We start from the raw sequence: 26280 nt of genomic DNA on the forward strand, positions 1-26280 counted from the left end.
CAGACCTAGAGTAATTCACTCGCATTTTTCCAGAGTCGCGGAAAGGGGGGGTCCACCGGTTGTTACCGCTTTTGCTGTTTCAATTCGGCTAGGGTTTGAGGGGGGTATGGTGCTTAACGTAGATTTGCAGGCCCTTGTTGGGCGGCTGGACCAGCATTGCCGATCAACTCTTGAAGGTGCGGTGGGGCTGACCCTTTCCCGCACGCATTACAACGTCGAGATTGAGCACTGGCTATCCAAGCTCGTTGAGTCGACGGACGGCGACATTGCCGCGATCCTTCGCCATTTCGAGATCGACGCCGGTCGATTGGCAACTGATCTGGCCAAGACGCTGGATCGGTTGAAGACTGGTAACGCTCGTTCGCCGGCGCTTGCGCCCAACGTCGTCAAACTCGTTCGTGAAGCCTGGGTATTCGCGTCCCTGGAGTACAACGTTGCCGCGATCCGCAGTGGCCATCTGATGGCTGCGTTGCTCGGCGACGACAGTCTGGCGGCGATCGCGCGCGACGCGTCGCCGCTTTTTTCCCGGATCAATGTCGAGACGCTGCGCCTTTCGTTTGCCAAGATCGTCGCGGACAGCAGCGAAGCTGGCGGTGTAAATCTTGGGTCTACCAGCGGCGGCAAGGCGTCGCCCGCGGGCTCGCCGCCGAGTTCCACCGCGAACTCGGCACTCGAACAATACACGATCAACCTGACGGCACGCGCACGCGAAGGCAAGATCGACCCAGTTCTCGGTCGTGACGCCGAAACGCGGCAGATCGTCGATATTCTGACCCGGCGGCGTCAGAACAACCCGATTCTGACGGGTGAGGCCGGCGTTGGAAAGACGGCGGTGGTGGAAGGGTTCGCCCTCAAGATCGCTGCTGGCGATGTGCCGCCGGCCTTGAAGGATGTGGAATTGCTTTCGCTCGACCTCGGCCTGCTGCAGGCAGGCGCCGGGATGAAGGGTGAGTTCGAGAACCGCCTGAAAAATGTCATCGAAGGTGTGAAGTCGTCGCCGAAGCCGATCATCGTGTTTATCGATGAGGCGCACACCCTGATCGGCGCCGGTGGCGCCGCCGGCCAGAACGATGCGGCCAACCTGCTCAAACCGGCACTGGCGCGGGGAGAGATGCGGACGATCGCAGCTACCACCTGGGCCGAATACAAGAAATACTTCGAACGGGATCCCGCGCTGACGCGCCGCTTCCAGGTCGTCAAGGTCGAAGAACCCAACGACGAAGCGGCTATCGGCATGATGCGAGGCCTGGTCCCCACGCTCGAGCAGCATCACGGCGTGCGCATTCTGGCCGAGGCGGTCGAGGACGCGGTGCGCCTGTCGCGGCGTTATATTCCGAGCCGACAGTTACCCGACAAGGCCGTCAGTCTGCTGGACACTGCTTGCGGCCGGGTCTCCATTGCAAGCCATGCGGTTCCGGCACCCGTGGAAGATCGCCGCCGCCGGATCGAAATGCTGGACACGGATCTCGCGGTGCTGTCTCGCGAGACAAGGATCGGCACCGATCATGCCGAGCGCATCAAGCATGTGGAGGCTGATCGCGCGACAACCGCGCAAGAACTTGCCAGTATCGAGGCGCAGTGGCAGCAAGAGCTTGAGCTGGTCGGGAAAATCCGCGATTTGCATGTCGTGCTGGCGGATATCGAGGAAGGCGCGCCGGCGGCACCGGACGCAAGGGAGCCAGACGAACTGCGAGCAGAACTGGCGACGCTCAAAGCCGATTTAGAAAGCCTGCAGGGCGAAAAGCCGTTGTTGCATGTTACGGTCGATAGCCAGGCAATTGCCGAAGTCGTCGGCAATTGGACCGGCATACCCGTCGGCCGCATGGTATCGAATGAGATCAAGACCGTCCTTGCCCTGAAGGACAAGCTTGGCGAGCGTGTCATCGGCCAGCCGCATGCGCTGGAGGCCATCGCCGAGACTATTCGCACGTCACGGGCGAAGCTTATCGATCCCCGCAAGCCTATCGGTGTCTTCCTGATGGTTGGTACATCGGGTGTCGGCAAGACGGAGACGGCGCTGGCCGTGGCGGATCTTCTCTATGGCGGCGAACAGAATCTGACCGTCATCAACATGTCGGAGTTCAAGGAAGAGCATAAGGTCTCGATGTTGGTCGGGTCGCCTCCCGGCTATGTCGGCTATGGCGAAGGCGGGGTGCTCACCGAAGCTGTTCGCCGACGCCCTTATTCGGTGGTTCTGTTCGACGAAATGGAAAAGGCGCATCCTGGCGTCCAGGATGTGTTCTACCAGGTGTTCGACAAGGGCATGCTGCGCGACGGTGAAGGCCGCGACATCGATTTCAAGAACACCGTCATCATCATGACCTCCAATGCCGGAACGGATCTGATCCATCGACTTTGCGCCGATCCGAAGACGCGGCCCGATCCGCAGGAACTTGCCGACGCCTTGCGCCCCGAATTGCTGAAGTTGTTCAAGCCGGCGTTTCTCGGCCGTTGCTCGGTCATTCCCTATTTTCCGCTGGCCGACGACATCATCCGCCGGATCGTGTCGCTGCAGCTTGACCGCATCCGCAAGCGGTATCTCGAGAACTATCGCGCCGAGCTCAGTTGGAACGAGGATATGGTCTCCGAAATTGCCAGCCGCTGCACGGAAGTCGAAAGCGGCGCGCGCAACATCGAATATATTCTTTCCCGCGGTTTGCTGCCGCAACTGTCCGCCCATGTTCTTTCGGTGATGGCCGAAGGAGGGCAGGTTGGCAGCATCGTCGTGTCCATCGAAGCGGATGGACGGTTTCGGTTCGCGCCGAAAGGGGAGCCCTACGGTGAGGTCGAGGACACGGTCAATTCGGCCTCTACGAAAGTCGAGGCAGAAACCGCCTCGGCCGAATAGGGATTTGCCAATCTCCGGCGGGGGCTGTCCGTCAGGGATCTTAAATTTGGTTCACAACGGGAGAAAGCTATGGCTATTTATGTGAAATACGAGGGCATCGACGGCGAGGCCACACACGAAGATCACAAGAAGTGGATCGATGTCGCCAGCCTGCAATTCGGGGTGGGGCGCGGCATTGCGAGCCCGAGTGGCGCGACCGCCAATCGCGAGGCGAGCCAGCCGAGTGTTAGCGAGGTCGTGATCTCCAAGCAGCTCGACGGCTCTTCCAGCAAGCTGTTCACCGAATCGGTCACCGGTGCGGCCGGCAAGAAGGTCGAGATCCACCTGGTCAGCACGGGCAGCCCCGGTAACACCTATGTGGAGTACATACTGAGCGACGCGCTCATTTCCGGATACAGCGTCAGCACCGGTGGCGACCGCCCATCGGAATCGGTTTCGATCAACTTCACCAAGATCGAGTTCAAGCAAACGCCGTTTGACGAGGGCAACGCCGCCGGCACGCCGGTGACCGTCAGCTACGATCTGTCGACCTCGAAGAGCGGCTGATTCCCAACTCTTTGCAGCGCCCGACCCCTCCGGCCGGGCGCTTCCCGAGGCAGAAAACTGAATGGCCGAACCGCTTGTACAGGGAGAGCACTGGCTTGTCCTGGAGACCCCTCTTGGGGCGGATGCGCTCGTCGCTACAGAGGCGACGGGGGTAGAGGGGGTATCGCGGCTTTTCGAGTTTACAATATCGGCGCTATCGAACGAGGCGATGATCGCGCCGAAGGATCTTCTCGGCAAGAGCGTCACTCTTTCCATGGCGCGCCCCGGCGGAATTCTCCGCATCGTCAATGGCATCGTCGTTTCATTATCCGGCGGCGAACTCACGCGCAGCAGCTACCGATTGTTCACGATGGTCGTAGTGCCGACGCTTTGGCTGCTCGACCGAACGTCCGACTACAAGGTTTTCCAGGAGAAGTCCGCCGTCGATATCGTAGAGGAATTGCTCCGCGATGGCGGTGTAACCTTTGAAAATCGATTGAAGGCCACCTACGACAAGCGCGACTATTGCGTGCAGTTTGGCGAAACGAACCTGGGCTTCATTGAACGCCTGCTCGCCGAAGAAGGCATTATCTATTATTTCACGCACGAGAAGGGCTCCCACAAGCTCATCTTGGCGGACAGTGCGACGGGCTACGCCGATGCCTCCCCGGCAAATGTCGGTTTCCGGCAGAACATCGAGGACGCCGCCGACGCCGTGTACAAGATGGACTTTGCCGCCAATCTGACCGACGCGAAATGGACCGTCGGCGACTATGATTTCGAGGCACCCGGCAGCACGCTGGAGGGCAGTGGCAAAACCAGCCTCAATCCCGCCACTTCGAAGAATTGGCAACATTACCGGTTTCCGGCGGGCTCGCTGAAGCCGGCGACGCTGACGCGGTTGGCAAGCGTTGCCGTAGACGGCGTCGATGCGGGGTTCGAGGTAGCCAACGGCAAGGGAAACTGCGCGCGTTTTACACCTGGTCACCGGTTTACCCTTTCCGAGCATCCGGTCGAGGCGCTCAAGAACCAGAAGCACGTCGTGACCGAAGTGCGTCACGAAGCCCAGGATAAAACACACTTCACCATCCGCCCGGGTATGGAGGGCAAGCCCTATTACCGCAACAGTTTCACGTGCATTCCTGCGGCGCGATTGGCGCGCAGGCCGTTGCAAGCTCTCAGGCCGATCGTGCGCGGTCCGCAGACGGCGATGGTGGTCGGGCCTTCGGGGCAGGATATCCATACCGACAAATACGGTCGGATCCGTATCCAGTTCCCATGGGACCGCTACGGGACCAAAAACGAGAAAAGCTCTTGCTTCGTGCATGTCGCGCAAGCACTGGCGGGCAGCGGCTGGGGTACGGTGTTCATTCCCAGGATTGGCATGGAAGTCGTAGTCCAGTTCCTCGATGGCGATCCGGATCGCCCGCTCGTTACAGGCGCGGTCTACAATGGCGCCAATGCGCTCCCCTGGGCGCTGCCGGACGGTATGACCAAAAGCGGGTTTCTGTCGCGCAGCACGCTTTCCGGCGCTACCGCCAATGCCAACGAATTGTCGTTCGAGGACAAGAAGGGCGCGGAGAAGATTGTTTTCCACGCCGAAAAGGATTTTCAACGTGAGGTCGAGAATGACGACACGCTGGATGTCGGGCATGATCAGACCCGTACCATCAAGAACAATCGCACCACTACGATTTCCGAGGGCAATGACGCGACCACCATCAGCAAGGGAAACCGCAGCGAGACGATTACTCAGGGAAACGAGACGCTCGACATCAAGGCGGGAAATCGTGTGCTGACCCTCGACAAGGGCAACGACACGCTGACCCTGAAACTCGGAAACCAGACCACCGAAGCGAAGGCCGGCAAGATCACGCTTGAGGCCCAGCTAGGGGTGCTTCTCAAATGCGGCGACAACACGGTCGAAGTGACACCCCAGGGGATCAAGGTGAATGGCCTTCAGGTCTCGATCGAGGGAACAGCCAAAGCCGAGATCAAGGCTCCTATGCTGGATATGACCGGAAGCGGCGTGGCGAAGCTCGCCGGCGGCATGGTCAAGATCAACTAGGGATCGGAACGACGTGAAGATACAGACTGAACCGTTCCGCAAGATTTCCGAAGGCGCTGCCGCGGAAATCTGCAAACGTGTCGATCTGTCGGCCGAAGCCGCGGCATTTCTCGTGCCGGGCCTGTCGCCGCAAGGGTATCTGGCGCTTTTGGTCGATGCCAGGCTGGTTGGCGATGCGATGCGGTTTCTCGCTTTTACGCTGCCGATACGCGAGGGCGTGTGGTGGGCCTGCGTGGTCGCGCACGGCAATCTGGCCGAGCCCACCGCGACCCAGTCGCTGGCACTCGACCGAACGGCGAACTGGGTCTATGAGCCGAACGATATGAACCGCCGCTCCTGCATGGAAGCAGCCGAGTCGGCAAATTTCGAGGGTGCGCCCGCCTATGCTGCCCTTGCTGCATTCTGGTCAGGCGGAAGCATGGCGTCGGAGAACATGCCGGAAGCGTTGCCCGATCCGAAACTGGGGCCGATAGGAGTGGGCGCCTCCGTCCTTCTGTCGATTGCCAGCGGCGACGCGGCGCATCAGAACACGCGATTTGAAAAGGCGATCGAGCGCGGCGTCGATATTGCAAACGGTGGAAATGGACGGCTTGATGGTGATCGCCCGATAAGGGTGCAGCCGTCATTGCAAGCTTCTGGGCAAGCTTCCGGGCAAGTCGCGGGACATAGAACAGGATTTTGATGGCCCACGCGGTTGTGATCTGGAGTCCTTCGGGGGTTTGTGGTCTAGTGTAAGAAGCGTCGGTAGTTGACCGTGTGTCGGTCGTGTGCAGGGGCACCGGACGTGGTCTTCGAGGAAGAAAAGGATCATTGCGCATGTCAGCGCAAGTCGTTGATGTTGAACAGCTTCTGCTGCCGATCTCGGATGAGGTCCCGGCGGGCACCGATCCGCGTGCGGATACTACTTCTTCGTCCCTCTATTATCGCACGAAAGACGCTCGCAACGCAGCGCGCTCGGCGGAGCGTGCCTCGGTTGAGATAGGGTCGCCGCCCCCGGAAGAATGGGACGTCGTGCTGGAAACGGCGGTGGAGATCCTTGCCAATCATGCCAAGGATCTTGAGGTCGCGTCGTGGCTCGTCGAAGCCCTCGTGCGCCGGCAGGGTTTTAGCGGGTTGCGCGACGGATTGCTGACCCTGAGTGGGATCGCTGCGAACTTCTGGGGGGCTTGCTTTCCTGAACTGGACGAGGACGGCGTCGAAGGCAAATTGACATCCGTTTCCGGGCTTAGCGGTGCGGGCGCAGTGGGAACGCTGATTCAGCCGGTCCGTCTTACAACCCTGACCCGCGGCTCGATGGCCGCGTATTCCCTGTGGAGCTACGAGCAGGCGACGGAGCTTGAGAAAGTCTCCGATCCGGCCCGTAAGACGGCGCGGATATCGGCTGGCGCCGTGACAATGGAGCAGTTCGCTCAAAGCGTCGCCGAAACGCCGGCCAGTGAATTTGCGACGACCGTGAAGCTGGTCGACGGCTGTCTTGCGGCACTCGCCAACATGTCGGCCACGTTCGATGCGGTCGCGGGAGTTGATTCGCCGCCTATTTCGGCGTTGCGGGAGCTTTTGGAAGAAATCAACAGCGCGGTACGCCATTTCGCTGCCGATAAATTGGCTTCCGTGGCGTATGTGGCGTCCGAGGAAGAAGAAGCGGCTGAAGGCGCGGACCCGGCGGCAGGCGGTACTAGTGCCACATCTGCCGCTCCACGCGTGGAAGGCTATTCCTCACGGGATGAAGCGCTTTCGGATCTGATCCGTATCGCCGCCTATTTTCGGAAGACCGAGCCGCAATCGCCAACCTCCTACACGCTGGAGGAGGCGGTGAGGCGGGCTCGCATGACACTGCAAGAATTGCTCGTGGAACTGGCCGAGGATCCCGCGCAGGTTCAGCGTATTTTAAGGGCAGCCGGAATACGGAATATTGAAGCAATCGCCTGACCGGGGACGATAACCGCCCCGGACCGATTTTGTAAAGCTAACCCGCTGGAGAGGAAGCCACCATGGCAGAGAGTGTTCAAAAGAAACTGAGCCGGGTACGAAAGCCCCGCGTGCACATTACCTACGATGTCGAAACGGAAGGTGCGGAGGTCCGCAAGGAACTGCCTTTCGTTGTCGGCGTAATCGGTGATTTTTCGGGAAAGTCGTATGAGCCGCTGAAGCCGTTGCGCGACCGCAAGTTCATTCAGGTGGACCGCGACAATTTTGACGATGTGATGCAACGCATGACACCGGGAGCGGAATTCAAGGTCGACAACACGCTGGCTGGCGATGAGTCCCAAATGGCCGTTTCGCTCAAGTTCAAATCGATGGACGATTTCGAGCCGGCAGCCGTGGTCAACCAGGTCGAGCCGCTTCGCAAGCTGCTGGCCGTACGCAACAAGCTTAGGGACCTGATGTCCAAGGTGGACCGCTCGGAGGAGCTCGAAAGCCTGTTGGAAGAAGTCTTGCAGAATACGGACAAGTTGACGGCCCTGGCCGGTGAGCTTGGCACCGAAAACAAGGGAGCGTGATTCATGGCCTCCGAAACCCAGACCAAAACTGAAACCGCCGTCGCCGAGGAAACCGGCACGCTGAGCCTGCTGGACCAGGCGATTGGGGTCACCAAGACTGCCGAACCTGACGAGATGCAGGACTTGCTTCGCACCCTCACATCCGAAGCGCTTTCCGGCACCGTCACCTTCAGCAAGAACCTCACCCAGACGTTCAACAAGGCGATCGCGGCGATCGACGAAAAACTGTCCAAGCAGCTTTCAGAGATCATGCATAACGAGGAGTTCCAGAAGCTGGAGGGCTCTTGGCGCGGCCTCAACTATTTGGTGAAGAATTCCGAAACCAGCTCGACTTTGAAGATCCGGGTTTTCAACCTGAAGAAAAAGGACCTTCACAAGGATCTGACCAAGGCCGTCGAATTCGACCAGAGCCAGATCTTCAAGAAGATCTACGAATCGGAGTTCGGTACACCCGGTGGCGAGCCTTACGGCGCACTCATCGGCGACTACGAATTCGGCAACGGAACCGAGGATCTGGAGGTGCTGCAGGGCATGTCCAACGTTGCCGCAGCGTCGTTCGCACCGTTCATTTCGGCTGCGGATCCAAAGATGTTCGGACTCGAAAGCTTCAATGAGCTGGCGAAGCCGCGTGATCTGGAGAAGGTCTTCGAAAGTTCCGAATACATCAAGTGGCGTGGTTTCCGCGACAGCGAAGACAGCCGTTTCGTGACGCTGACGATGCCGCGCGTGCTTTCGCGGGTGCCGTATGGTTCGAGCGGCAGGGAAGTCGAGGAATTCCGCTTCGAGGAAGCCCCGATTGGCGACGATGGCAAGGCTGTGGCGATGACATCGGACAAGTTCACCTGGATGAACGCGTCCTATGCGCTGGGTGAGCGCCTTACCTCGGCGTTTGCGAAATACGGCTGGTGCGTCGCGGTTCGCGGTGCCGAAGGTGGCGGCAAGGTAGAAAATCTGCCGAGTTTCACCTTCACCAGCGATGATGGCGACGCAGATCAGCAGTGTCCGACCGAGATTGGAATTACCGACCGCCGCGAGGCGGAGCTTTCCAAGCTGGGTTTCCTGCCACTCTGCCACTACAAAGCGTCGGACTACGCCGTGTTCTTCGGCTCGCAGACTACCCAGAGGCCGAAGAAATATGACAGCCCGGACGCCACCGCCAATGCGGCGATCTCGGCGCGCCTACCCTATCTCATGGCGACGTCGCGCTTCTCGCACTATCTCAAGGTCATGGGCCGCGACAAGATCGGCTCCTTCCTGGAGGCCAAGGATTGCGAGACGTGGTTGAACAAGTGGATTCGCACTTACGTCAACGGCAACGAGAGCGCCAGCGCCGAGATGAAGGCTCAATACCCGCTGGCCGAGGCGTCTATTTCCGTAAAGGAAGTGCCGGGCGCCCCCGGCTCTTACAATGCGGTGGCGTATCTGCGCCCGTGGCTGCAGATGGAGGAACTCACCGCGTCTATGCGTCTCGTCGCTCGCATTCCACAGATGGGCTGACGCGGACAGGCACATAGGATGAACGAGGCGGGCCCCCTGCTGAAGGACGTCGATGCTCCTGATGCCGGGGGCCGCGGCCCCGTTGTCCTGCGAGAAATGCTGGTTGGCGCCGTGCTTGGCGGCGCCGACCAACTTGATGATGCGTTATCGGATTTTCTGACCGGCGCGGAGACCGGAACCGGTCTACGGGCATGGTTCGGCGACAAGGCGCGCGAGTGGGCGCGGCATGGCGATGTTGCGGCGTTCCGGCAATTTATCGACCGCGATATAGCCGCGATCGATCAACTGATCGGAGAACTGCTTGATACCGTTCTGCACCACAAGGACTTCAAACGGATCGAGGCGAGTTGGCGCGGCGTCGATTATCTTCTTGACCAGATCGAGAGCGAGGAGAAGGTCAAGGTCAAGCTGTTCAACGCAACCTGGATCGAACTTTCCCGCGACTTCGACCGAGCCATCGAATTCGATCAAAGTGCGTTGTTCGCCAAGATTTACAATGACGAATATGGCATGCCGGGCGGCCTGCCTTACGGCCTGTTGCTGTGCGATTACGCAATTCGCCACCGCTTTTTACCAGGAGCCGAACAGTCGACCGACGATGTGAGCACGCTTGGCGGCCTGGCGCAGGTGGCCGCCGCGGCCTTTGCCCCTTGCGTCATCAGCGCCGCCCCCGAGCTTTTCGGCGTTCCGACGTTCGCGGATCTGTCGCATATCCAAAACCTGGATGCCGGCTTTCGGCTTGCCGAATATCAACGTTGGCGCAGGCTGCAGGAGCAGGAAGACAGCCGGTTCCTGGGGGTAGTGCTGCCGCGCGTCCTGTTGCGCAACAAGTATGAGGATAGTCCTTCTCGCGAGGACGGATTTCGCTATCGAGAGGCCGGTAACGGGATTGACTCATGGTTATGGGGCAATGCCGTCTATGGTTTTGGTGCGGTGGCTATCCGTGCGTTCCACGACTCCGGCTGGTTTGCCGATATCCGCGGTGCCTACCCCAACCGTGATGAAGCGGGCGTGCTGACCGGCCTGCCCGCCCCCTATTTCTCGACCGGCGAGGCCGTCGCCTACCGGCGGCCGCTCGAGGTGGAACTGACCGACAGAAAGCAACGGGCGCTTGAAGAATTGGGCTTCATTTCGCTCAGCCCGTGCAGCTTCACCAAATCCACCGTCTTTCTGGGTATCCAGTCCCTGCATGTGTCGGGCGACATCGGCAATCCGGTCGAACGGATCAATTCCCGCCTGTCTTCGATGCTGCAATACGTCATGTGCATCAGCCGCTTCGCGCATTATGCCAAGGTTATGGCGCGCGACAGGGTTGGCGCCTTTACGAGTGCTGCCGAGTTGCAAAAATACCTCAACGACTGGCTTCGAGGCTACATGCTTGGCAATGCCGATGCGGGCGCCGAACTCAAGGCGCGCTACCCGCTAAGTGGCGGAGGCATCGAGGTAAAGGAAATTCCGGGACGCCCGGGCATCATGAATTGTGTCATCCATTTGCAACCGCACTTCCAGTTTGATCAAATGGTCAGCGGCTTCAAACTTCGCACCGAGTTGCAAGCCGCGTATGCGGTATAGTGGGATGTGATATGGCGCGCTCGACCCCCAAATTGTTGCCAAAGTTGCCGTTGTTCGATCGGTTGCTGCAGGGCGACAGCATCGAAACCGATCGCAATGCCGACCGCGCTATGCAGGAATTGCGCGATGGAGTGAGGCGCGATCTGGAAATACTGTTTACGACCCGGCCGCGGTATCTTTCGATCCCACCGGAGTTGGAGGAACTTCACACATCGCTGCTCTCCTTTGGACTTCAGGAGCTACAAACCCAACAACTGGCCACGCCAACTCAACAGGAGCAGTTTCGTCTCAGGATGGAAGCCCTGATCCGGCGGTTCGAACCTCGCTTTCACAGCGTTTCGGTAGAGTTGTTGACCCAACCCGACATGCTCGATCGGACAGTGCGCTTTCGTGTCCACGCCGTGCTGCAAACCGACTCGACAAGCGAACTTGTCGTTTACGACACACTTGTGGACCCGGTTTCGGGGGGGATGTCTCTTACCGGGGGCATGAGTGCCGATGTTTCTGTGTAGCTTCGGCCTTTGTTAACCTTACGGTGTCGTATTCTTTCGACATGGGGGAAGCGAGACTCTAGAGTGGCTTTCTCCGGGTGGAGGCCGAGGCGAGGGGGGAGCACAACGTGGTATCACGCCGAAGGACACGGTTCCTTCTCCTTGGTGTCTTCGCCCTGCTGGCGGCGGTCAGTGCGCCACACAAAGCCTCCGCGCAGGTGCGCGGGGAGACCAACGCCGCGCCACGTATCCAGGAAGGCCAGCAGCCGCAACAGATCGAGGAACGCCGCCAGCGCTTATTCAATCTGATGTTGGCCAACCCCGCCGATCTCGATACGGCATTCGAATACGCCGCGCTCTCGTCCCAGGCCGGCGATCTTGAAGCGGCGATTGCGACGCTGGAACGCATGCTGATCTTCGCACCCGACGTGTCGCGCCTGCAACTGGAACTGGGTGTGCTTTATTTCCGGCTCGGTTCCTACGAAGTGGCCCGAAACTATTTCGACAGCGTGCTGTCCGCGCCGAACGTTCCCGATCCGGTCAAGCTTCGGGTCGATCGTTATCTCGCAGCGATTAAGACACAAACCGCAGTGAACCGCTTTGACGGCGCTGTTCTTTTCGGCGCGCGCTATCAGTCCAACGCTAATGGCGGCGCAATCGATCGTATCATCGATCTCAATGGGCGCGACTTCATCCTTAACGACGCGGCGATGGCCGATGCCGATACCAATGCGTTTGTTTCCGGCAGTTTTCATTATTCACATGACTTTTCCTCGCAGGGTGACCGCTTTGATGTGGACCTGTCTACTTATGGGGCGCTGTACGCGCACCATAATGAAATCAACATCGCTCTTGCGGATGTAAGGTTCGGCCCTGTCTTCAATCTTGATCGCATTCATCTGGAAGATACCGAACTCGGCGTTTACGGCATTCTTGGCGGCATCGTCCTTAAAGGCGATCCGTATCGCCTGAGCGGCGGTGCCGGCATCAAGCTGAGCAAGCGCTTCAGCCCCCAGACGCGCGCAGAAGTGCGGTTCGAATATCAATATCAGGATTATCGCGATTCCACCTTACGGCCGACCGCCGACGATCGGACCGGCGACAAGTATCTTGTGGGTGGGGTGCTCCTGCACCAGCTAACCGATCGCGTCTCGGTCTTCGGATTTTTTAACAGCGAGCGCACCGACGCACGGCGTGAGTACGAGAGCAACAGGCAGATCGAGGCCGGGCTCGGCATGAATTACAGTTTTGCCGCCCCCTTCCCGTTCAAGAGTGAGCCGGGCCTTTGGACGGCCGGACTTGCGGCGGGCTTCGGGCGCCGTCTGTATGATGAACCTGATCCCGCCATCAACGCAGGGCAGGCCCAGCGAGACGTCGAGAGCTTCGTGCGTGGTACCTTGACCATCCCGCTTGCCGAGACCTGGTCAATGCAGACGACGGTCGGATATCAAAATGTCAGCTCCAACTACGACATAGACAGCTTTGACAACATAAGCACCTCCATTGGCTTCATGAAGCGGTTCTAAGGGCATGATACGATTGCGCGTAGTACTTCTTTCATCGGCTCTGTGCCTTTGTTTCGCTGGTGGCGTCATGGCAGCTCCGAAAGTGGGGACCGCTCAACAAGTGGGGGTGAGTGCGGCCGTCAACCCCTCGACGCGTGGCACGCCGCCAACACAGGCAGTTCGTACGATCACGCTCGGCGAGAGGATTATCCATAACGAGTTGATCGAAACGGACGCCGACGGATTGCTGCAAATCCTTCTGGCGGATGGTACAACATTCACGGTCGGGCCATCCTCGACGTTGAAGATCGATTCCTTCGTTTATGATCCCGATGCCGGAACCGCCAGCGTCACTGCAACGCTGGGCAAAGGTGTATTCCGCTTCATCGGCGGCCAGACTTCGAAGACGCCGGGCGGCGTTACTCTCAACACACCCGTTGGTACAGTCGGTATCAGGGGCGCCATCGGCGACATGGACTTCAGCCGCAGCGACGGAATGCTCGCCTACATCGTCCTGCGTTATGGCAAGGAGATAACGCTGAAAGAAAAGGACGGGCAAAAAGCGCGCCTCTACAAGCCTGGTTATCTGATTGTCATCGACGGCAAGAACAAGCTTGAAATTAAGAAAACTCCGCCCGGGTGGACAACTCTGTTCCAGAAGTTGATTGGAGGACATCGGGGCAAGAACGGTGGTGCGCCCAAGCCGCCGACCGCCGACATGGTGGTCTCGAGTGGAATTTCGACAACGAATTCCGGCATCCCGGCCACGGCCAATGCTATTCCACTGCCGACAGCGCGCCCTCCCACCGATGGGGATGATTTTCTGGCTGATCCCAACAGGGATGCCCTGCGCCACGAGGCTATCCAGGCGGAACCGGTAGACGGAGTTCCGGGCGACAGCGGCACGCCTCCCAGCGACGGTGGCAGCGGCACGCTGCCGCCGCCCAGCGGCGGGGAAAACTATACCAACATTCCGCTGCGCGTTTTAACGGCCCAAGGTACGTCCGGCCCCACAGGCGTCGTCGGTGGAGCGGCTAGCGCGGATCAGGTCGTTTCTCTTCAGGTCCCATATGGTTCCACGGTGGGAACCGCTGTGTTGTCGCAAGGCCCGATAACGTTGCCGGTCTATAACGATGGTGTATTCGCCGCGCATGAGATGAGCGTCGCGCAATCGCCTTTCGGGCCTTTGTCGGGCACAGCCTACTCCGGCCCAAGCGGCTTCACGGCCTATCTGCTCGGGATCGATGGGGACCCCACCCGGCCCTTTTATGCGATTAGAGGTACGCCGACGAATGTGGACACGGCATTCCAGGGCACTGGTATTCGCCACTACAGCTTGACGGCTGATCCCATTCAGGGATTGGGCGTGCCGTTCATGATGGATACGGGAGGCCTTTCCAGCGCGGTTTCATCCGATCTGCTGATTGCGGAAACGGGCAATCCGGCCGACGGTAGCGCCAAGGTCTTTCAAAGCTGGCTCGCAATCAACGGGTCCGGCTCAAGCCAGACCAGCGCTATCGGCGTCAATGTCGGGGAGTTGACTGGCGACGGCTTCACCCTGCAGCGGCGCGGCAGCATAAGTCCCGGTGGCGGTGCTTTGCCCTATGGTCTGTACGGGGACGCCTCGGCGCTGTCGGGTGCCTCCGGCGGTGCGATCTTCGGCCCTGATGGCGAGAATTTCGTCGTCACAGAGGCGAGCCCGGGCGTGGGCGATCATTTCTACGACCTGCCAGACGATGCCTCCGGATCTGGATCTGGCTTTTCCACCATCCACGTCGGCAATCTGGAAACGACGGACACGCCCTCCCGGACCTTGAGCGGGCCCTATCAGGGCTTTGCCTCTGCCGTGATGGCGGGAGTCGAGTTCGATCCCTCAGGCGCACTCATCAGCACCAAGCGGGGTTTTGCCTACAATTCCGATCCGGGTTCCGTGACAGTCGACTTCAATCCGGCAGCCAGGAGCGTAGGCGGTGTCCTCGGCGTCCTGTTCGAGCCTATGGGACAGGATGTTACGCTTTCCTTCGGCCATGGCATCGACGGCAACGTCGAGGATGGCGCGTCGGCCTATATCGACGACAATATTTTCGGCGCGGCCGCCAATCCCGATCCGGCAGGGACCACGGCTTTCGGCGACGCAGCGGATTATGAGCAAAGCCCCGACCGGGAGGCCGCAACATATCTGGTGTCCTCCGGCTCCGTTCCCGGCCTGTCCGACATGGATTTCATGCAGAGTGTGGCCAACCCAAGTGGATTGGGCGACTATTCCTGCAGCACCTGCGATTTCCTGAAATGGGGATGGTGGGGCACGCAGGCACAGATGGTCGACGTCACCGCGACCGACCCGAACAAGGAAGTCGAGCGCCTGTCCACCCATCTTGGTACCTGGGTTGTCGGCGATATCGCCGATGTCTCCCAGTTGTCCACTACCACGGGATATTACCGGGGGCTGGCGGTCGGGACTGTCGTCAACGGATCGGATACCTACGTCGCCGCTGGCCGGATGGCGATGGAGTACAATTTCGGGGTCGGTGGGTCGAAATCTCTTTCGATCAGCGACTTCGATGGGCGCAACTTTGATGGTCTAATGACCGGCACCACCGGCGGCAAAGCGACGTTCGAAGGAGGCCTCTCGAGCAGCAGCGGGGGCTACATTACAGGAACCGCCCGTGGTGCCTTCGTCAACGACGGCACCAACATAGCGGCGGGGGTCATCGGTAATTTCGATGCCCAGGACAACTCGCCTGGCTGGTCGGCAACAGGCATCATCGCCGGGCAAACATACATTCCGACGAAGTGACCGCTCCGGGGCGGGGGAGTTTTGAAGTGGCTTTTGGCCATCACATATGGCCGTGGGAATGTTCGGCAAGGCATCGGGCGGTGGCGCAGTGAGCGGTATCACAGGGCGATGGCTCGGCCCAGAGCGCGCCTCAAGCCGCAAGACGCTGCTTTTCTGGGGTATCGGGCTTGCCGCGTTGGCCTTGAGCGTTTTCGCCGCCACCACTTCACCGCGTTTTTTTTCCCATCTCAGCGATCTCGCTTTCGACCGCTATCAGCAAGCGAGGCCGCGGACCCAGGCCAACGCGCCCGTGCTGGTTGTTGATATAGACGAGGCTTCGTTGCGTACTATTGGCCAATGGCCATGGCCGCGCAGCCAGATCGCAACTCTGGTGGACCGCCTGGGAAAGTATGGTGCCGCCGTGATCGCTTTCGATATCGTCTTTCCCGAGCCCGACCGAACCTCGCCGTTTCGTGCCGTGGCGGCGCTTGAGAAAGCGGGCGCGAAGGTGGAATTGCCGGCCAGAGGAGAGGACCTCGACAACGACCGCATTCTCGCGCGTGCTTTTGCTGGGAACCCCGTCGTGGCCGGCATTGCGATCAGCAACGAGACGTCCGCGCCGCTGCCTGCCGCCAAAGCCGGCTTCGCCTTTGGCGGTAGCGATCCAAAAAGCTATCTGCCGGCCTTCAGCGGTGGTGTCGACAATTTGCCCATGTTGAGCAAGGCCGCGCGAGGCTTGGGCTTTTTCTCGTTTCCGACGGGCGGAGATGGGGTGGTGCGAGCACTGCCGCTGATCGCCGCTGCCCAAGGCCGTCTCTATCCGGCGCTGGCGGTAGAGGCGCTGCGGGTCGCGCAGGGTGCCGACGCGATTGTCGTGCGCAGCACCGGCGCCAGCGGCGAGGCCGACACCGGCCATGCCGCCATGGTCGCGCTAAAGGTCGGCGCCTTTAGCGCTCCGACCGGCCCCGGCGGTGATTTCCGCGTCTATTATTCGGGTCTTCCGGCGATGCTGACACTGCCCGCCGCCCGCCTTCTGCAGCCCGATCCCGATCCTGGCCTGGCTGAAATGGTCGCAGGGCATATCGTGCTGATCGGAACCAGCGCGGTCGGTTTGCGTGATCTCGTCGCAACGCCTTTCCAGCAGGCCATGCCGGGTGTGCGTGTGCACGCCGAAATCATCGATCAGATCATGGGGCAAACCTTTCTTGCGCGGCCGGACTGGGCGCGCGGCGCGGAAATTCTGGCCGCGCTGCTATTGGGGCTTGCGATACTCGCGGTCGAAAGGCGCGTAGGGGCGGCGACAAGCAGCCTCGCGGCTGTCGGCATGATCGGCCTATGGAGTGCCGTCTCGTGGTTCGCCTTCAGCTATGGGCGGCTGCTGATCGATCCGGTGCTGCCGGGCGCTGCCGTTGCCATCGTCTTCGCGGCCACGATGCCGGTGCTGCTTTTGTTGACCGATCGTGAAAAGCGTTTCATCCACCGGGCTTTCGCGCACTATCTTTCGCCGGGACTTGTGGAGCGGTTGGCCGACAACCCGCAGGCGCTGGCGCTTGGCGGCGAAACGCGCGAATTGACGGTCCTGTTTTCCGATATCCGCGGCTTTACCTCTCTGTCGGAAAATCTCGACCCTCAGGCACTGACCAAGCTGCTCAACGATGTGCTGACCCCCGCAACCGATGTGCTGCTGCAGGCGGAAGCGACGATCGACAAATATATCGGCGATGCGATCATGGCGTTCTGGAATGCGCCGCTGGACATAGACGATCATCGCCGCAAGGCTTGTCTCGCAGCCCTTTCCTTGCAGAAAGCGGTCGCTCTGCTCGGGAAAAGTGCCGATCTAGATCTCCGGGTGGGGATCGGGCTCAATTCCGGTGCGTGCTGCGTCGGCAATCTGGGCTCGGCGCAGCGCTTCAGCTATTCGGCCATCGGCGATGGCGTCAATCTCGCCTCACGAGTCGAGGGCCTGACCAAGCAATATGGACTCGGGATACTCGTTACCGAGGCAACGCGGGCGGGCGCACCCGACCTTGCCTTCATCGAAGCCGACCGCGTGCGGGTGGTGGGCAGGAGCGAGCCGGTGGTGATCCACGCCCTGCTTGGCGATGCGGTCCATGCCGCGACGACCGTCTTCGCCGCGTTTGCCAAGGCGCACGAGCGTTTCCTCAACCTCTACCGGAGCGCCGATCCCGATGCCGCGAAAGTGGCGCTGGAGGTGGCGCGGCAGGCAACGCCAAATGATTTGCGGGCATTTTACGCCGTTTATGACGAGCGGCTGGCGACGATGCGGCTGCGGCCTCCGGCCAGCAACTGGGACGGCGTATTCCTCGCGCGGGAAAAATAACGGACTGCCGTATCGCGGGGCGGCGGGCGCAAGGAGACGAAGCATGACAGGGGCTGCTTTACTTTTCCTCATTTGCATGGAGGTCAAGCACTGTCTGTTCGACTTCGTTTTCCAGACGCTTTACCAAGTTCGCAACAAAGGTACTTATGGGCATCCGGGAGGATTGCTGCATTCGGGGTTGCATGTGCTGGGAACGGCGGTGGTGCTGGTCTTCTTCCTGCCGCCGCTGTCCATGGCGATCGCCATCCTGGCCGGAGAATTCGTGGTTCACTACCACATCGACTGGGCGAAGGAGCAGATCATGCGGCGGTGGGTGACCGGGCAGGGCACCTTCTTCTGGCGCATGATGGGGCTCGACCAGTTGCTGCACCAACTGACCTACATCGCGATCGCCGCCATTCTGTTTCTCGGCCATGCCGGCTAGCGAATTGGATCGAGATTAATCTTGTACGTTCCGCTTGGCATCTAGAGTGAAGGGGCAACCCTCAACCTGAAAAATCGAGAACAAGGCAAGTAATGTCGTCATGCTGCGGTGCCATCCCCACGAAGCTGTCGAGGTCGGCGATTATCCCTTCGATGAAAGTTTGGGGCGGTGCGCCTCGGTTGCTTGCCGCTGCCTGGGCCAGCCTCTCATCTCCGAAAAACTGGCCATCGTCGTCGTTCGCTTCCGTCACCCCATCCGTATAGAGCAGCAGCCGGTCGCCGCCTTCCAGCGTCACTTGCGCGGCGTCATAATCATCTAGATCGATCACGCCCAGCGCCGCGCCATTGGGCTGCAGCAATTCCAGGGTGCCGTTGGCGCGCTGGAGCAGCGGCGGGTTATGGCCGCAATTGCAGTAACTGATGCGGCCCGTCGGAAGATCGATGACGGCACCGAAGAAGGTTGCGAACATGGAAGCCTTGTTTTCCGCCTCGAGCAGGCTGTTGGCGCGGCCTAAGGCCCGGCCGATGTCGTCGGGATGTTCCCGAAGCGCCATGCGCAGCGTCGTCTGGCATACCGCCATGAACAACGCTGCGGGAACCCCCTTGCCCGAAACGTCGCCTATCGACACCACCAGCCGGTCGGAGCCGAGGAAGAAGGCATCGTAGAAATCGCCGCCGACCTCGCGCGCAGGCCGCATGGCGGCGAACATGCTCACCCGCTCGTGCAGGCTATCTTGCGGCAGCGGATCGGGCAGCATCGCCTGTTGGATGGCCGCAGCACTTGCCATTTCCTCCAGGTGGCGCTGCCGTAATACGAACTGGTTGGCCATTTTCCTGAGGGTCTCGGCGAAATTCATCAACTCCGGCGAAGGGTTATTGAGGTTCGCCAGCATGGCCTCGTCGAACTCGTCGCGCTCCAGTGCGGCAAGCGCATTGGTGTAGACAGCGACTGCACGGTTATAGGTGCCGATCTGGCCACCAAGCTGGGTGATGACCGAGCGAAGAATGGTGGGGTGCTTGTCCGCGACGCGGTTAAACACCGCCTTGTCGATTTTCAGGAGGCTGCCTGGCGCCATGGCCCGCACCGTGGCGGTACGGGGAAGATCGGCCAGGGTGCCTATTTCCCCGAGCAGCACGACGCCCGGCAGCGAGGCCAGTTTCACTTCGCCTGACGCGATAACAACGAGGACCTCAACCTCGCCCTCGATGATGATAATGGCGTGGTGGCTGGCGTCACCTTGCCGAAGCAGCACATCGCCAGGGAGAAACGTTTCCGACGCAGCACCAGAAACAAGTTCGGCGATGGCTTCGTGAGGCAACGTCCTGAACAGGGGGAGACGATGCAGTTGTTGCTCGATCGTGCTCATTCAACCTCACCTGTTTGACGACATCGTTGTGAAAGGCACTGGTTCGCCCGATGCGTTCCATTTCTATTGATAATTCATAGGCGGGCTTGGTACCACCGGTCTGAGCTGCCAGACCGGTCAGAAAACCACATGCAGCAAGGAAAAATCGTCGGGCAGCGGACCCTCGCCGTTGAACGACCGTACCCATTCCAGAATGGCGCGAGGCGAATCGCTGTGGTCGGCGGCAAATGCGGCGAGTTCGCTCACGCTCAGCATATCTCCGTCCGGGCCATCGACCTCGAAGGTGCCATCGCTGAGGATCAAAAGCCGATCTTCGGGCTCGATGTGAATGCTCTTGCACTCGTACTCGACGCCCGGAAGGGCGCCGATCGCCATGCCGCCAAGTGTGATCAACTCGCTGGCGGTCGTGGTTCCATCGTTGGCGCTTCTCAGGTGGATGGCCGGCGGGTGGCCCCCCGTCGCGTAGCGCAGTTCGCCAGACGAACGGCGGTAGACGCCATACCAGATGGTGAAGAACATGTTGTTCTGCTTCTCCATCGGAAAAGCGTCGTTGAGGGCTGCAAGCAGCCGGCTCGGATCGCGAAAATCGACATTCGGCAAAGCCGCCGCGCGCAGCACGTTGATCACCGTAACCGACAGCAAGGCTGCGCCGACGCCGTGCCCGCAGACATCAACCAGGTAGAACGCCATGTGGTCTTCATCGATCGTGTGATAGCCGAAAGAGTCGCCGCCGAGTTCAGTCGAAGGCACCAGCAGCCATTCGGTAACCGGCGTGGCGGTCCGAGGTTCCGGGAGGATAGACATCACATAACGAGCCGCGTCGGAAAGCTCGGCCTCCAGTCGCGCCTGCGCGGTCTGAAGCGTGAGATTACTTTCGGCCAGTTGGTCTTCGACCGCCTCGCCGTGCTCGATCATGGCCTCGTAGAGAAGCTTCAGATCCTCATACTCTGCGCTTAGCCTGGCGTTTGCGGCGCGCGCCTCGGCGAGTTCACGGGCAAGGTCTGCGGCGGGCAGTGATGACTGCTCTTTTCCACTCTGATCCGAAGGGTCGCTTATCAACATTTTTGTTAAATATTCCAGCCTATAACAATCATGGAACACTTCTTGACCGGGCATCAGGCTTGATCATGTCAATATTCTTTTCGTATCATTTGCGCGATGGATTCGTCCATCGTTGAGGGTTTGAATGGCGACTCGCGGGGGCGAGCAGAAAACTACCCGTCGGCTCTGGCATAAACTCCTTCGCAGCGTTGACCCGTTGCCGGAAGACCAACCCATGAACACGAGCACCGTAGGCATAGCAGGCACCATCTTCGAGCCTTTATTCAGTATCGACATAGAAATCGAAGTCTATGCATCGAACTGGGCCTATTGCGACCGGCTGTCGTCATACGCGGCCCGCATGGTCAGCCACAACCGTATCGATTCCCTTCTTTATTCCAATCTTTTTTCGTCGGCTCTCAACGAATTGCTCGAAACCGTCTTCCGTTCCCATGATGCGGGCGGAAGCTTCGTATGCAGTGTTTCGCGCATGGCAAATACGGATCGGATCGAACTGACGATACCGTGCAAGACAGAGCAGGCGCAATTCTACTTCGATGCAGTGCAGCGGCTGTCCCAGCCGGATGTGGCGGAGCAATATCACTCGGCCCTGTTTGCCGAAGGCGCGCTCGATCCCGACATCGGGCTTTTCGAACTTGCCGTCGATTATGATGCCTCTATCCGCATCGAGGCACCCGATGAAAACACCGTCCACTTGACTGTGGACCTGGTGCTTGAGGAAGCGCAAGCGTGATGGCTGACATCGTTCTACACAAATTCGACGCTCATTTTGACGAGAATAACCAGGAGATTTGCATCACCGGTTCGATGCGACCGCAGCGCGCCGAAGATCTCGAAATATTGGCCAAGCTGTTCGAAAAGTCGCTGCGCTCGATCAAAGGCACGCTCTACGTCAATTTGAAGCGGCTGGTCCGGCTGAACAACATTGCCTTTCGCGTATTGGCCGGACTGATCGTCAAAGCGTGCGGCGAGCGGCCCGATCTCAGGGTTTCGATCATAACTTCAAGCGTGGTCGGCTGGTCGACGCGCAAATTTGCCACCTTGCGGGCGATCAACAAGAACATCCTCGTCGAGGAGTACGACAACGAGTTCTATCCGGGGCAGGCATTCGTCGAGAACAACGAGATCATTTCGCTGCTCAGGACGCAGACGAAAATGACTTGGCGGCACGAGCGCAACATTCTGGGGAGCCACGGTATCCGGGAAGGAATGTCGGTCGCCGATATTTGTTGTGGTATCGGCGACTTTGCCGTCCTGCTGCAGAAGGAATTCAAGCCGTCTCGGCTCGTGGCCCTCGACCATTCGAAGGCGAGCCTAGCCTACGCCCGCAATGTGGCAAACGATTTTGATATCCAGGGCATCGAATACATTTATGGCGACGCGTCCGAGATGTTGCTTGAGGAGAACCAGTTCGATTTCGTCACTTGTCGCCATGCACTGCAGATTTTTGATCGACCGGAATTGATCCTGCGCGAGCTCTTCCGCATCTGCAGGCCAGGCGGCCGCGTCTATGTCACCAACGAAAAGAACTCGCATTGCCTGGGCGAACCCCGCGGCGAGTCCATTCAGTGGACCTATAACGAGGTGGCGAAGATCCTGGCGCATTTCAACCAGGACATAGAGATCGGCCCAAAGAGCCGGCGGCTGCTTCTCGACGCCGGCTTTGACGAGGTGCGTATGGAATCGTTCATGGTCACCAACCTCGACGGCGACCCGCAGGATTTCGCTGACATCATCGAGTCGTGGAAGAACCTGTTCGTCGGAAACATGACGGCGTTGCGCAAAGACGATCCCGAATTCGTCGAGCGATTCCGTCGGGGCTTTGATGACCACATCTTCGCAGCGTTGCACCCGAGAGGTTATGCGGGGTGGCCGATCTGGGTCGCATCGGCTCGGAAGCCGTTATGACAACGGCTGCCGATGGTTCCCAAGACAAGTTGCGCCCCGCTGGGCTGCTCTCTCGCCGCAGCTTTCGCGCCAAGTTCATTCTCGTCGTCGGTGCGGCTGTGCTGTTCGATATGCTGCTCGGCGGCGGCATCGCGATCTGGAACGTGCAGCGGCTGTCGCACGATGCCGCACAGCAAGTCGGTGACGGCCTGACCCAAGCCAACGAAGAATTCCTCCAGACCTATATCGACACGACCGCCTTGCGGGCGGATCTTCTGCTGGAGCGCGTGCATTCGGAATTGAACACGCTGGCCAATTCCATGCAGACCCTTATCGACCATCCAGACGTTCAAAATTCCATCGGACAAGCGCTGGAAAAGAGCCCGGCCTTGTCGAGCGATCTGATCTACGACCAAAAGGGCGGTTGGTCGCAGAATGCGCCGGGAGTGCCTTCGGCAGTCAATGTCTGGGGCTATCTGCTCGACTCGAACCACAACCCCGTACCCAGAGCCGCCAAGGAAGTGCTCAACAGCCAAATCCTGAGCCTTATCGGCCCGGCGCTGATGGCGACCGGCGCGCCGAAGTTGCAGATGTACTATGTCGGGCCGAAGAACGCCTCCATTACCCGTTCGACGCCCTATTCGGACCAGGCGCGCACGCTCGATCAGTTCTATCCCGGCCACAACAAGGGCCCAAGCTTCTGGGACTTCTTCTTCCCCGGTGTCTACGAAGGCTGGCAGGGCTGGATCAAAAATCCGTCTTCGAGGCTGGTCGATTCCGATATCGTGACGACGGCCCCTTATGTCGACGCCATTACCGGCAAGCTGGTCGTCAGCTTTTTCCATCCGCTCTGGACTAAGAACCGATCCGACGTCGCGGGCATGGCTGCAGTCGACATCACGCTCGACCAGTTGGCCAATCTGGTTGAAAGCGTCAGCATAGCAAAGACCGGTTTTGGCTTCCTCGCGATGGAAAACGGCAACGTTATCGCCACCAACGACACGGGCGAGAAGACGCTTGGCCTGGTCTCGAACGACGTCAGCGGCAAGGGTGTCACCGGCGTCATCCGCTCGCTGAAAGACAGCAGCCAACAGGCGATCAAGACGCTTGCGCTACCCTCCGATGGCAAGATTGTCATCAAGCATATTTTTCTCAAGAAAGATGGCGAAGACGTTCCCTACCTGGTTGTGCTCAAGCAGCTCAACCCCACCAATTTGTGGGCTGGCGCCGGGATCGTCAAAGAAACCATGTCGCTCGGCTTCGTGGTCTCCGAGCGCGAAATATACCAATCCCTGATTGCCGCGCAGGAAAATATCTCCGAAGCCACCTCGCGTATCATCGACTACCAGTTGCTGACGTTCCTCATCAGCCTGATCGTCGTCTTCTTCGCGGTTTTTACCATTTCAGGCCGCATTACCGCAGGGTTGAGCGCGCTGGCTGACGCCGCAAGACGCTTGGAAAACAAGGACTATTCGGTCCGCGTCAAAATTCCGACTGGTGACGAAGTCGCGGCGGTCGGCCACGCCTTCAATCGCATGGCGGAAGAGGTAAGCTACCACACCGAAAACCTAGAAAGGCTTGTTGACGACAGAACGCGGGAACTTGGCAAGGCGAACGAGGAAATCAACGGGCTCAATGCCAAGCTGAAGAGAGAGAATTTGCGGCTCGGCGCGGAACTGGATGTGGCCCGGCAGATTCAGATGATGGTGCTGCCGAAGATCGCCGAACTTGCGGGCATTCCACGGATCGAAATTGCCGGATATATGGAGCCGGCCGACGAAGTCGGCGGCGACTACTACGATGTGCTGCAGAGCGGCAACCGCGTCAAGATCGGCATAGGTGACGTAACCGGGCACGGGCTTGAGAGCGGCGTGCTGATGCTTATGGTGCAGTCGGTCGCGCGCGCTTTGCAGGAGCAGGGAAACGACGATCCGAAGGAATTTCTCGAAGTACTCAACCGCGCCATCTACAAGAACATCGAGCGCACCAAGACCGACAAGCACCTGTCGCTCGCTTTTCTCGATTACAAAGACAGGCGCGTCTGCCTGTCCGGCCAGCACGAGGAGGTGATCGTGGTGCGTGGAGAGGAAGTCGAGCGTATCGACACGATCGACCTGGGCTTCCCGATCGGTCTCGAACGAGACATCGGGCCGTTCATCGATACGTACGACTTCAGCTTCGATACTGGCGATATCATCGTGCTCCATACGGACGGTGTTACGGAGGCCGAGGCGCCGGACGGCGAGTTGTTCGGCTTCGACCGGCTGTGCGACAGCGCACTGCGTCATCGTAACGGTAGTGCGGACGACATCAAGGACGGCATCATCTCCGATCTGATGGCTCATATCGGTACGCAGAAGATCCACGATGATATCACGCTCGTCGTCATGAGGCACAGGTAAGGATATGCGGGTGAGTTTCGGTAATACTCATTTCCAGAATTTATCAAGCGCAATGGCCAACACCATCTACATCTGCGATGGCCCTATCGATCTGAACTGGAACCATTGTGGCGTGACTGCGGAATTCCTGGGAGAATTCTTCGCACTTGGATGCGCCAAATCGGAGCAAGCTTACAACGAGGTCCGGCACAGCATTGGCTATCTGGTCAACGAGCTTCTCGAAAACGCGGTGAAGTTTAGACACCCGGGTGATATCGTCATTCAAAGCTCGCTCGATGCTGGCAGATTCGAACTGAAAGTCAGTAACCTGATCGACGCCCGGACTGCGGCGAAGTTCCAACTCATGCTGATGGACGTAACGTCGCGCGATCCGGGTGATCTTCTGATAGAGCGAATCGAGGCAAACGCTTCGGATTCATCATCGAGCGGGTCAGGGCTTGGTCTTCTGACCCTGATGAACGATTATGGCGCGCGTTTGGGGTGGGAATTCCACGACGTCGGAGAAAACGAGCCTATCCAGCTCGAAACCTTTGCAGCCTTGGATATCGCTTAACCCGAATTCTTTTAGGAGCAGATTGCAGGTCATGGAAATTAAGGCGAATGAATATCGAGTGTGGAGCGAGGGGTCTACGATCCATTATGAAGGAACGATGCGTCTCTCGGGAACCGAAGCCTATGTGCCGATTCTCGAATTGATGGCCAGTATTCTGGCGTCAAAGCCCAAGACCATCATACTCGACCTGACAGAACTCGAGTTCCTCAACAGTTCCGGCATCAACCTGCTCGCCAAATTCACCATCGAAGTGCGCAAGCAACCGGAAGTGGGTCTGACGGTAAAAGGCTCGACTCGAATACCCTGGCAGTCGAAGTCACTCCCCAACCTGAAGAAGCTTCATCCGGCAGCAGAATTGGTCATCGCATAGAGGTGTTTTGATTCCAAGCTTTGGTGCACGGATCATTTATTGGCGATGGCGTAGTCGAGCGGCGACTGAAATAGCCGGTTCGTCATCTTCAT

20 protein-coding genes are annotated in these 26280 nt (G+C 59.3%); 18 read left to right on the forward strand and 2 right to left on the reverse strand.

Features of this window, described 5'->3' with window-relative positions; all coding sequences use genetic code 11:
- Positions 1-106: 106 nt before the first annotated feature.
- From tssH to ACX3P1_RS21915, 13 genes are all read left to right on the forward strand, one after another.
- A complete protein-coding gene (tssH, locus tag ACX3P1_RS21855; RefSeq protein WP_459081708.1) occupies positions 107-2848 on the forward strand; it encodes a type VI secretion system ATPase TssH in 2742 nt (913 codons plus the stop codon).
- A 69-nt stretch (positions 2849-2917) separates the two neighbouring features.
- Positions 2918-3394, forward strand: a complete 477-nt coding sequence (locus tag ACX3P1_RS21860) for an Hcp family type VI secretion system effector (RefSeq protein WP_459081709.1) — start codon at positions 2918-2920, stop codon at positions 3392-3394.
- A gap of 61 nt (positions 3395-3455) precedes the next feature.
- Positions 3456-5441 (forward strand): type VI secretion system Vgr family protein, encoded by a 1986-nt coding sequence (locus ACX3P1_RS21865; RefSeq protein WP_459081710.1) that lies wholly within the window; start codon positions 3456-3458, stop codon positions 5439-5441.
- A gap of 13 nt (positions 5442-5454) precedes the next feature.
- Positions 5455-6123: a DUF6931 family protein gene (locus tag ACX3P1_RS21870; RefSeq protein ID WP_459081711.1), complete on the forward strand. Its 669-nt coding sequence runs from the start codon at positions 5455-5457 to the stop codon at positions 6121-6123.
- A 134-nt stretch (positions 6124-6257) separates the two neighbouring features.
- A complete protein-coding gene (tssA, locus tag ACX3P1_RS21875) occupies positions 6258-7370 on the forward strand; it encodes a type VI secretion system protein TssA (RefSeq protein WP_459081712.1) in 1113 nt (370 codons plus the stop codon).
- 62 nt (positions 7371-7432) lie between these two features.
- Positions 7433-7942 carry a type VI secretion system contractile sheath small subunit gene (tssB, locus tag ACX3P1_RS21880; RefSeq protein ID WP_459081713.1) on the forward strand — a complete coding sequence of 170 codons (510 nt, stop codon included), beginning with the start codon at positions 7433-7435 and terminating at the stop codon, positions 7940-7942.
- Between the two features lie 3 nt (positions 7943-7945).
- Positions 7946-9439 (forward strand): type VI secretion system contractile sheath large subunit, encoded by a 1494-nt coding sequence (gene tssC, locus ACX3P1_RS21885; RefSeq protein WP_459081714.1) that lies wholly within the window; start codon positions 7946-7948, stop codon positions 9437-9439.
- Positions 9440-9550: 111 nt separating this feature from the next.
- Positions 9551-11011, forward strand: coding sequence for a type VI secretion system contractile sheath large subunit (tssC, locus tag ACX3P1_RS21890; protein ID WP_459081715.1), 1461 nt, complete (start codon positions 9551-9553; stop codon positions 11009-11011).
- A gap of 11 nt (positions 11012-11022) precedes the next feature.
- Complete coding sequence (tssE, locus tag ACX3P1_RS21895) at positions 11023-11523, forward strand: type VI secretion system baseplate subunit TssE (protein ID WP_459081716.1); 501 nt, start codon at positions 11023-11025, stop codon at positions 11521-11523.
- A gap of 107 nt (positions 11524-11630) precedes the next feature.
- Positions 11631-13028 carry a surface lipoprotein assembly modifier gene (locus ACX3P1_RS21900; RefSeq protein WP_459081718.1) on the forward strand — a complete coding sequence of 466 codons (1398 nt, stop codon included), beginning with the start codon at positions 11631-11633 and terminating at the stop codon, positions 13026-13028.
- A 67-nt stretch (positions 13029-13095) separates the two neighbouring features.
- The gene (locus ACX3P1_RS21905; protein ID WP_459081719.1) at positions 13096-15804 is read left to right on the forward strand and encodes a FecR family protein; all 2709 of its coding nucleotides are present in this window, start codon (positions 13096-13098) and stop codon (positions 15802-15804) included.
- Between the two features lie 88 nt (positions 15805-15892).
- Positions 15893-18124, forward strand: a complete 2232-nt coding sequence (locus tag ACX3P1_RS21910; RefSeq protein ID WP_459081720.1) for a CHASE2 domain-containing protein — start codon at positions 15893-15895, stop codon at positions 18122-18124.
- A 43-nt stretch (positions 18125-18167) separates the two neighbouring features.
- Positions 18168-18548, forward strand: coding sequence for a DUF3307 domain-containing protein (locus ACX3P1_RS21915; RefSeq protein ID WP_459081721.1), 381 nt, complete (start codon positions 18168-18170; stop codon positions 18546-18548).
- A gap of 61 nt (positions 18549-18609) precedes the next feature.
- Here ACX3P1_RS21915 and ACX3P1_RS21920 read toward each other — a convergent pair whose 3' ends face one another.
- Both ACX3P1_RS21920 and ACX3P1_RS21925 read right to left on the reverse strand, forming a co-directional pair.
- A complete protein-coding gene (locus tag ACX3P1_RS21920) occupies positions 18610-19914 on the reverse strand; it encodes a PP2C family protein-serine/threonine phosphatase (protein ID WP_459081722.1) in 1305 nt (434 codons plus the stop codon).
- Positions 19915-20031: 117 nt separating this feature from the next.
- Positions 20032-20976 carry a PP2C family protein-serine/threonine phosphatase gene (locus ACX3P1_RS21925; RefSeq protein WP_459081723.1) on the reverse strand — a complete coding sequence of 315 codons (945 nt, stop codon included), beginning with the start codon at positions 20974-20976 and terminating at the stop codon, positions 20032-20034.
- 214 nt (positions 20977-21190) lie between these two features.
- On the opposite strand from ACX3P1_RS21925, the gene ACX3P1_RS21930 reads away from it, so the two are divergent.
- From ACX3P1_RS21930 to ACX3P1_RS21950, 5 genes are read left to right on the forward strand one after another with little or no spacing between them, the layout of a single operon-like run.
- Complete coding sequence (locus ACX3P1_RS21930; RefSeq protein WP_459081724.1) at positions 21191-21709, forward strand: ubiquinone biosynthesis methyltransferase UbiE; 519 nt, start codon at positions 21191-21193, stop codon at positions 21707-21709.
- On the forward strand, positions 21709-22884 hold the full coding sequence (locus tag ACX3P1_RS21935; RefSeq protein ID WP_459081725.1) for a methyltransferase domain-containing protein: 1176 nt from the start codon (positions 21709-21711) through the stop codon (positions 22882-22884). The genes ACX3P1_RS21930 and ACX3P1_RS21935 overlap by 1 nt, the downstream gene beginning before the upstream one ends.
- A complete protein-coding gene (locus ACX3P1_RS21940; protein ID WP_459081726.1) occupies positions 22881-25265 on the forward strand; it encodes a SpoIIE family protein phosphatase in 2385 nt (794 codons plus the stop codon). Before ACX3P1_RS21935 ends, ACX3P1_RS21940 begins: the two co-directional genes overlap by 4 nt.
- 4 nt (positions 25266-25269) lie before the next feature.
- On the forward strand, positions 25270-25818 hold the full coding sequence (locus ACX3P1_RS21945) for a slr1658 superfamily regulator (RefSeq protein WP_459081727.1): 549 nt from the start codon (positions 25270-25272) through the stop codon (positions 25816-25818).
- Between the two features lie 31 nt (positions 25819-25849).
- Complete coding sequence (locus tag ACX3P1_RS21950; protein WP_459081728.1) at positions 25850-26188, forward strand: slr1659 superfamily regulator; 339 nt, start codon at positions 25850-25852, stop codon at positions 26186-26188.
- The last annotated feature ends 92 nt before the right edge of the window (positions 26189-26280 follow it).

The sequence above is a fragment of the Mesorhizobium sp. A623 genome (assembly GCF_054489405.1).